This window comes from Klebsiella sp. MISC125 (assembly GCF_051131775.1).
GTDB lineage: Bacteria > Pseudomonadota > Gammaproteobacteria > Enterobacterales > Enterobacteriaceae > Klebsiella.
In genome coordinates this window covers 6,276,260-6,282,575 of sequence record NZ_CP180448.1, presented here as the reverse complement: position 1 = coordinate 6,282,575, position 6,316 = coordinate 6,276,260, and the positions used below count along the sequence as shown (strand labels likewise).

General features: G+C 50.9%; 8 protein-coding genes. 7 read left to right on the top strand and 1 reads right to left on the bottom strand.

Annotated features, from left to right (window positions below; genetic code table 11):
• The first annotated feature begins 322 nt into the window (after nucleotides 1-322).
• The 6 genes from ACMYSL_RS29370 (at nucleotide 323) to mnmE (ending at nucleotide 4,448) form a co-directional block, all read left to right on the top strand.
• On the top strand, nucleotides 323-403 hold the full coding sequence (locus tag ACMYSL_RS29370; protein ID WP_420915787.1) for a hypothetical protein: 81 nt from the start codon (nucleotides 323-325) through the stop codon (nucleotides 401-403).
• 218 nt (nucleotides 404-621) lie between these two features.
• A complete protein-coding gene (gene rpmH, locus ACMYSL_RS29365) occupies nucleotides 622-762 on the top strand; it encodes a 50S ribosomal protein L34 (RefSeq protein WP_002220736.1) in 141 nt (46 codons plus the stop codon).
• A gap of 15 nt (nucleotides 763-777) precedes the next feature.
• Nucleotides 778-1,137 carry a ribonuclease P protein component gene (gene rnpA / locus ACMYSL_RS29360; protein WP_004871829.1) on the top strand — a complete coding sequence of 120 codons (360 nt, stop codon included), beginning with the start codon at nucleotides 778-780 and terminating at the stop codon, nucleotides 1,135-1,137.
• A complete protein-coding gene (gene yidD / locus ACMYSL_RS29355; protein ID WP_004871831.1) occupies nucleotides 1,101-1,358 on the top strand; it encodes a membrane protein insertion efficiency factor YidD in 258 nt (85 codons plus the stop codon). Before rnpA ends, yidD begins: the two co-directional genes overlap by 37 nt.
• 2 nt (nucleotides 1,359-1,360) lie before the next feature.
• A complete protein-coding gene (gene yidC / locus ACMYSL_RS29350) occupies nucleotides 1,361-3,007 on the top strand; it encodes a membrane protein insertase YidC (protein ID WP_434661020.1) in 1,647 nt (548 codons plus the stop codon).
• 76 nt (nucleotides 3,008-3,083) lie between these two features.
• Nucleotides 3,084-4,448 carry a tRNA uridine-5-carboxymethylaminomethyl(34) synthesis GTPase MnmE gene (gene mnmE, locus ACMYSL_RS29345; protein ID WP_182235414.1) on the top strand — a complete coding sequence of 455 codons (1,365 nt, stop codon included), beginning with the start codon at nucleotides 3,084-3,086 and terminating at the stop codon, nucleotides 4,446-4,448.
• 58 nt (nucleotides 4,449-4,506) lie between these two features.
• On the opposite strand, the gene ACMYSL_RS29340 is transcribed toward mnmE, so the two are convergent.
• A complete protein-coding gene (locus tag ACMYSL_RS29340) occupies nucleotides 4,507-5,226 on the bottom strand; it encodes an HAD family hydrolase (RefSeq protein ID WP_434661019.1) in 720 nt (239 codons plus the stop codon).
• A gap of 93 nt (nucleotides 5,227-5,319) precedes the next feature.
• Between ACMYSL_RS29340 and ACMYSL_RS29335 the strand changes: the two genes are divergently transcribed.
• Entirely contained in the window at nucleotides 5,320-6,207 is an 888-nt protein-coding gene (locus tag ACMYSL_RS29335) for a LysR family transcriptional regulator (protein WP_434661018.1), read from the top strand.
• The last annotated feature ends 109 nt before the right edge of the window (nucleotides 6,208-6,316 follow it).

Below are 6,316 nucleotides of genomic sequence, written 5' to 3'. Positions count from 1 at the left end.
GGCGGACTCCACTCGAACAAAAATCGATATAAAAGAGAAACTGAAACAATCGTGATTGTTGGCACACGTCGACAAGACCCTGCATTAGCCGAAAAGCCCCTGCACAAAAGGGGTGACGTGCGAACCGCTATCTGCGGTTATTACCCGATGTGGATCATTGGATCACGATCGGGACCGCGGATCATAGCCTAAAGTGAGAAAGAGATCTTGTATTTCTCAACAGATTCTTCCCGATTTATCCACAGGAAGGATCGAAGCCGGGTAAGTGTAAACGATCCCGGGGAGAGTGAAGCACGATTTCAGCCGCATATTGGAAAAATTAATGAGCTATGCTGGTTTTGGGCTTAATCGATCTAACAAAGATCCTTTGCGATCCTTGCGCTTTATCCACCAGGTCGTATAATCCCCCACCCGGCGCGTAATGCCCGTTTTCCGCAACGTGCCATCGCTTATTTTTTGTGCGGCAAGGTGCGAGAAATAAGGAAAGAGAATTGACTCCGGAGTGTACAATTATTACAATCCGGCCTCTTTAATCACCCACGCTGAGGCGTAGGCCGTTCGAAATTCGTTCGGGTATACGCGAAAGTCAGTGAAATTATTCAAGTTTAGGTAGAAACCGCCATGAAACGCACTTTTCAACCGTCTGTACTGAAGCGCAACCGTTCTCACGGCTTCCGTGCTCGTATGGCTACTAAAAATGGTCGTCAGGTTCTGGCACGTCGTCGTGCTAAAAGCCGTTCTCGTCTGACCGTTTCCAAGTAATAAAGCTAACCCTGAGTGGTTAAGCTCGCATTTCCCAGGGAGTTACGTTTGTTAACTCCCAGTCATTTCACTTTCGTCTTCCAGCAGCCATTACGGGCTGGCACGCCGCAAATCACCATCCTCGGCCGCCAAAATTCGCTGGGGCATCCCCGCATCGGTCTTACTGTCGCCAAGAAAAACGTTAAACGCGCACATGAACGCAATCGGATTAAACGTCTGACGCGTGAAAGCTTCCGTTTACGTCAACATGAACTCCCGCCAATGGATTTCGTGGTGGTGGCGAAGAAGGGGGTTGCCGACCTCGATAACCGTGCTCTCTCGGAAGCGTTGGAAAAATTATGGCGCCGCCACTGTCGCCTGGCTCGCGGGTCCTGATAGGCCTGATTCGGGTCTATCAACGCCTGATTAGTCCGCTACTCGGGCCGCACTGTCGTTTCACACCAACCTGCTCTCAATACGGAATTGAGGCATTGCGCAGGTTTGGACTGATAAAAGGCAGTTGGTTGACGGTGAAACGCGTATTAAAATGCCACCCTTTACACCCTGGTGGTGACGATCCCGTCCCGCCTGGACCATTTGATACCAGAGAACACTAACGATGGATTCGCAACGCAATCTTCTTATCATCGCTTTGTTGTTCGTGTCTTTCATGATCTGGCAAGCCTGGGAGCAGGATAACAATCCTCAGCCTCAGCAGCAGACCACGCAGACAACGACCACAGCAGCGGGTAGCGCCGCCGACCAGGGCGTACCGGCCAGTGGCCAGGGAAAACTGATTACGGTAAAAACCGATGTGCTTGACCTGACCATCAACACCAGTGGTGGTGATGTTGAGCAAGCGCTGCTTTTGGCTTACCCGAAAGAGCTGAAGTCGACTGAACCGTTCCAGTTACTGGAAACTACGCCGCAATTTACCTATCAGGCGCAGAGCGGTTTAACCGGTCGCGATGGTCCGGATAACCCGGCTAATGGCCCGCGTCCGCTGTATAACGTCGATAAAGATGCGTTTGTGATGGCTGATGGCCAGAACGAAATCGTCATTCCGCTGGCATACACCGATAAAGCAGGCAACGTTTTCACCAAAACTTTCACCCTGAAACGCGGTGAGTATGCGGTAAATGTCGCCTATAGCGTACAGAACGCCAGCGAAAAACCACTGGAAGTATCGACCTTCGGCCAGTTGAAGCAGTCTGCCAATCTGCCGACGCATCGCGATACCCAGACGGGTGGTCTGACGACAATGCACACTTTCCGTGGTGCAGCGTATTCAACATCCGAAACGAAGTACGAAAAGTATAAATTCGACACTATCGTTGATAACGAAAACCTGAACGTCAGCACCAAAAACGGTTGGGTTGCCATGCTGCAGCAGTACTTTACTACCGCATGGGTTCCGCAGAACAACGGCACTAACAACTTCTACACCGCGAATCTTGGTAACGGTATTGTAGCTATCGGCTACAAGTCTCAGCCGGTTCTGGTGCAGCCTGGTCAAACCGATAAGCTGGAAAGCACCCTATGGGTCGGCCCGGCAATTCAGGACAAAATGGCTGCCGTTGCGCCGCATCTTGACCTGACCGTTGACTACGGTTGGCTGTGGTTCATCTCTCAGCCGTTGTTCAAACTGCTGAAATGGATCCATAGCTTCCTGGGTAACTGGGGCTTCTCCATCATCGTTATCACCTTTATCGTTCGTGGCATCATGTACCCGCTGACCAAAGCGCAGTACACCTCCATGGCGAAGATGCGTATGCTGCAGCCGAAGATTCAGGCAATGCGTGAGCGTCTGGGCGATGACAAACAGCGTCAAAGCCAGGAAATGATGGCTCTGTATAAAGCTGAGAAGGTTAACCCGCTGGGTGGCTGCTTCCCGCTGATTATCCAGATGCCAATCTTCCTTGCGCTGTATTACATGCTGAGCGCTTCGGTTGAACTGCGTCATGCGCCGTTTATCCTGTGGATCCACGACCTGTCAGCACAAGACCCGTACTACATCCTGCCGATCATCATGGGCGCGACGATGTTCTTCATTCAGAAGATGTCTCCGACCACGGTAACCGACCCGATGCAGCAGAAGATCATGACCTTTATGCCGGTCATCTTCACGGTGTTCTTCCTGTGGTTCCCGTCTGGTCTGGTGGTTTACTATATCGTCAGCAACCTGGTGACCATTATCCAGCAGCAGCTGATTTACCGTGGTCTGGAGAAGCGTGGCCTGCATAGCCGCGAGAAGAAAAAATCCTGATTCGGTATCGTTAAGCGCTAAAATAAAAGGCGGTCGAATGACCGCCTTTTTTATTGCCATAAAGTTGAGACTAACCATGAGCCATAACGACACTATCGTCGCCCAGGCAACCCCACCGGGACGCGGTGGCGTGGGCATTTTGCGTATCTCTGGCCTGAAGGCGCGCGACGTCGCACAGGCGATATTAGGCAAGCTGCCGAAGCCACGATATGCGGACTACCTGCCATTCAAAGACAGCGACGGCAGCGCGCTGGATCAGGGTATTGCGCTGTGGTTCCCTGGCCCGAACTCCTTTACCGGTGAAGACGTGTTAGAGCTTCAAGGGCACGGCGGCCCGGTGATTCTCGATTTACTGCTCAAACGTATTCTGACGCTGCCGGGCCTGCGTATCGCCAAACCCGGCGAATTTTCCGAGCGTGCGTTTTTGAACGATAAGCTCGATTTGGCTCAGGCCGAAGCGATTGCCGATCTGATCGACGCCAGCTCCGAGCAGGCAGCGCGTTCTGCATTGAACTCCCTGCAAGGTGCCTTCTCCACCCGCGTTAACCACCTTGTGGAAGCACTTACTCACCTGCGAATCTACGTGGAAGCGGCCATCGACTTCCCGGACGAGGAGATCGACTTCCTCTCCGATGGCAAAATCGAAGCCCAGCTTAACGAGGTGATTGCCGACCTCGACGCCGTACGCGCCGAAGCGCGCCAGGGCAGCCTGCTGCGCGAAGGGATGAAAGTGGTGATTGCCGGACGCCCGAACGCCGGGAAATCGAGCCTGCTTAACGCTCTGGCAGGCCGTGAGGCGGCGATTGTTACCGATATCGCCGGAACCACTCGCGACGTGCTGCGCGAGCATATCCATATCGACGGTATGCCGCTGCATATCATCGATACCGCCGGTCTGCGCGATGCCAACGATGAAGTTGAACGTATCGGTATCGAACGCGCCTGGCAGGAGATTGAACAGGCCGACCGTGTGCTGTTTATGGTCGATGGCACCACCACGGACGCCGTTGATCCCGCCGATATCTGGCCGGACTTTATCGAACGTTTACCGGCAAAATTACCGATTACCGTGGTGCGCAACAAAGCGGATATTACCGGCGAAACGCTGGGTCTGAGTGAAGTGAATGGCCACTCACTTGTGCGCCTCTCTGCGCGTACTGGCGAAGGCATAGATGTATTGCGCGACCATCTCAAGCAGAGTATGGGTTTCGAAACTAACATGGAAGGCGGTTTCCTTGCACGCCGTCGCCACCTGCAGGCGCTGTCAGACGCTGCAGAACATCTGCAACAGGGTAAAGCGCAGCTATTGGGTGCATGGGCAGGTGAGCTGCTGGCGGAAGAGCTGAGGCTCTCTCAGCAATGTTTAAGCGAGATTACCGGCGAGTTTACTTCTGACGACCTGCTGGGACGGATTTTCTCGAGTTTCTGTATTGGTAAATAAGCTTAGTTTGTGAGCATTGACTAACCCGCATTAACTTTCTGTTAAAGCGGGTTTTTTATTATTTTTCTTTATCACCTTCACGGTGCATTTCCATCTGTACACAATGTTCAGGTGTGAATAAAAGCACCCGAGCACTATCGCCTTCTGCTACAACGCGAACACCACGAAAGTCAGGGATAGCAAGCATTGCGCCGTAAGGCAGTAAATCATCACCGCCGATCCCTACGCAATACGCTCCAGCAGCAACGGCGGAAGTGACTCCGCTGCGGGAATCCTCAAAAACCACCGTCTGATTCGCCGGGATCCCTAGCCGCGCCGCCGCCAGCAGATAGGGGTCAGGATGAGGCTTACCTCTGGCAACATCATCGCGCTCGACGATGACCGAAATGCAGGACTGAATATGAAGCATTTCAATCACCCGCTCGATTTTCTCACGCCAGCCGCTGGTAACAATACCGACGGTGATCCCCACTTCCGTAAGGGAAGTAATAAGTTCAGCCACGCCAGGGATAGCCTCATAACTGGCTGTGTTTTCGACATAAATAATATGTTCCTGGACTTTCTGCCGATCGACAAAAGGCAGGTCATTAAACAGCGCGCGAATCGTGTGTGGTCCCGGCTGACCATGAATATGTTTAATAATATCTTCGTCGCTAATTTCACGGCCGTATATTTTCGCGGCTTCACACCATGCACGCTCGATAACAGCATTAGAATCAATTAATACACCATCCATATCGAAAAGAACCGCTAACTTTGTCGACTTATTTTGATACATTAATATCGTCCTTATTTATAATGAAAGACCTCTTAGCAAGTATGCTCTGACTTATGATAGAGTGTATAATTCCATTTTTTCAGAGTTCGATAAATGTCAGGAATGGATATAAGACTCATACGCGCATTTGTTACCGTTGCAGAACAGGGTAGCTACCACAAGGCCGCTATGGCCCTGCACCTCACGCAGCCAGCCTTATCCAAACAAATCCAGGCATTAGAGCAGCAGGTCGGTGGTGCACTTTTCCAGCGCGGACGCCACGGTGCGATACTCACTGAGCTTGGGCAGCAGTTGTTTTCGAAAGCTCACGATCTGGTTAAACAACACCATAGTTTTTTAAGCTACACACGAGAAATACAGAAAAAGAATAGCGATAGCTTATTAATTGGGTTTGGCATTTCATCATTCAATACCGTTCCGGCATGGATTAACACATTTCAAAATATGCATCCAGGCATAGACATATCCGTGAGTAATATTCCATCAAGCGTGCAATGCAAACTATTAATGGATGGATCGCTGCATGTCGGTTTTGTTCGCCTTCCGATGACCGAACCGCTAAGTTCAATATTCATTAAATATGAAAAGCTTATTCTGGCGGTGCCATCAGCTAAAACCTGGCAGCAAAAAAGCGAGCGGGATATTTTAATGTCGAGCATAATATTACAAATTAATCCGGATCAAAGCCCCTGCCTGGCGGAACAAACAAGGCAATATCTTCTGCAAAGCGACATCACAGCCGAACCCGCGTCCGTTACGGATGATATACATGCTTTATTGGCCCTGATCGCCGGGGGAAACGGCGTCGCGTTGCTACCAGAAAGCGTGCGTAACTTCCTCCCTGCCGGAGTGAGTCTGCACAATCTTGAAGGAAACCAAGCTGGCTGGGATATTGGTCTCGTCTGGAATTCGCAGATAAATAATCATTTACGCGATCAATTTATCGAGACAGTAAAAAACAGCATAAAATCAAACGATTAATCTATAACCATCTATCTTCGAAGCGTTTTTCCTCCCAGGAAATCATTGTTGTCCAAGTGGCAACTCGTACTACCGTACGAACCCCTCTATCCTGTACAACATTCATCTG

Bases quoted from the DNA above. Each gene is read 5' to 3' on its own strand.
- ACMYSL_RS29370 (WP_420915787.1), top strand. From the start codon at position 323: ATGAGCTATGCTGGTTTTGGGCTTAATCGATCTAACAAAGATCCTTTG.
- rpmH (WP_002220736.1), top strand. From the start codon at position 622: ATGAAACGCACTTTTCAACCGTCTGTACTGAAGCGCAACCGTTCTCAC.
- yidD (WP_004871831.1), top strand. From the start codon at position 1,101: ATGGCGCCGCCACTGTCGCCTGGCTCGCGGGTCCTGATAGGCCTGATT.
- yidC (WP_434661020.1), top strand. From the start codon at position 1,361: ATGGATTCGCAACGCAATCTTCTTATCATCGCTTTGTTGTTCGTGTCT.
- mnmE (WP_182235414.1), top strand. From the start codon at position 3,084: ATGAGCCATAACGACACTATCGTCGCCCAGGCAACCCCACCGGGACGC.
- ACMYSL_RS29340 (WP_434661019.1), bottom strand. From the start codon at position 5,226: ATGTATCAAAATAAGTCGACAAAGTTAGCGGTTCTTTTCGATATGGAT.
- ACMYSL_RS29335 (WP_434661018.1), top strand. From the start codon at position 5,320: ATGTCAGGAATGGATATAAGACTCATACGCGCATTTGTTACCGTTGCA.